Below are 1,010 nucleotides of genomic sequence, written 5' to 3'. Positions count from 1 at the left end.
TCGGGGCCAGGTAGATGCCGTACCGGTCTTTCGTGGTCAGTTTGACGGCGATGTCCACCAGTTCGTCCCACGTTTGCGGCGGCTGCAGATTGTTTTCCGCGAACACTTGCTTGTCGTAGAACAGGGCGACGGGGTCCATTTCCATCGGATAGGTCATGATTTTGCCCTGGTAGGTAACCGCTTCCAAAACCAGCGGAAGGAAATCCTGCCTGCGTTCCTCGGTAAACCATTCATCCAGCGGATGGACCAGTCCGGACTCCACGAATTTCAGGAAATCGCCGCGGCTCAGGAAGAAAATGTCCGGGCCGGTGCCGCTCATCATCGCGGCCGACAATTTTTCGCCCATGTACTGGTCCGCCGGAATGGCCTCGAACTTCACCTGGATGTCCGGGTTTTCCGCGTTCCATTCGTCGATGAACGACTGGGTGACTTTGTGCCTTCCGTCGGGATTGTCGAGGGCCCACATGACCAGCTGGACCTTCCGGGGCGCATTCGACTGGCCCTCGCTTCCACCGGAAGCGCCGGAAGAGCTGCCATCCGAGCCTTTGGACTGGTTCGAGCATCCCACCACTGCCAGAAGCAACAGCAAGATCAACCCGACCAAGAAACCCCTTCCAATCTTCATTGAAGTTTCAGCCCCTTTTCGCATTTGATGGGATTGGCTAGCTCCATGATAGGGGATCGGACGGGGGAACGTATTTAGCTGAATTTACTTTTCTTTATCCATTCTTGCTTTTTTGATTTCATAATTTTTCCATTTTGTCTGGCGAGGGGGCTCGAATTTTCGTAAAAAATTTGTATGCCGTTCCAAAAACATTGGTTGCGCGTTGGATTTTGACTATTCTTTTTTTATTTATCCAAATTTGCTCAGTCCTTTCGGGTGCGTTTGGACATATACACGATCGGCGATACGCCGACGATCTGCTTGAAGACGCGGCTGAACAGGTGGACGCTGCTGAACCCCAGCTGTTCGGCGATTTCCGTCACATTGAAGTTGTACAGCTCGATCA

At 52.6% G+C, this 1,010-nt stretch carries 3 protein-coding genes; 1 reads left to right on the top strand and 2 read right to left on the bottom strand.

The genetic code is table 11. The annotated features are described in order from the left end of the window. The coding region (locus H043_RS0126585; protein ID WP_027614339.1) for an ABC transporter substrate-binding protein at window positions 1-466 on the bottom strand (466 nt) is incomplete at its 3' end. On the opposite strand from H043_RS0126585, the gene H043_RS30540 reads away from it, so the two are divergent. After that, complete coding sequence (locus tag H043_RS30540) at window positions 465-653, top strand: hypothetical protein (protein ID WP_027614338.1); 189 nt, start codon at window positions 465-467, stop codon at window positions 651-653. The two genes, H043_RS0126585 and H043_RS30540, sit on opposite strands and share 2 nt — an antisense overlap. A 214-nt stretch (window positions 654-867) precedes the next feature. Here the strand turns inward: H043_RS30540 and H043_RS31315 are convergent, their stop codons facing one another. Further along, window positions 868-987 carry an AraC family transcriptional regulator gene (locus H043_RS31315; protein ID WP_368681409.1) on the bottom strand — a complete coding sequence of 40 codons (120 nt, stop codon included), beginning with the start codon at window positions 985-987 and terminating at the stop codon, window positions 868-870. Window positions 988-1,010: the final 23 nt, after the last annotated feature.

Source organism: Pseudomonas sp. URIL14HWK12:I6 (genome assembly GCF_000514195.1).
Taxonomy (GTDB): Bacteria; Pseudomonadota; Gammaproteobacteria; order Pseudomonadales; family Pseudomonadaceae; genus Aquipseudomonas; species Aquipseudomonas putida_A.
Note: the sequence above shows the minus strand (reverse complement) of the source record. Positions and strands in the feature narration are given on the sequence as shown.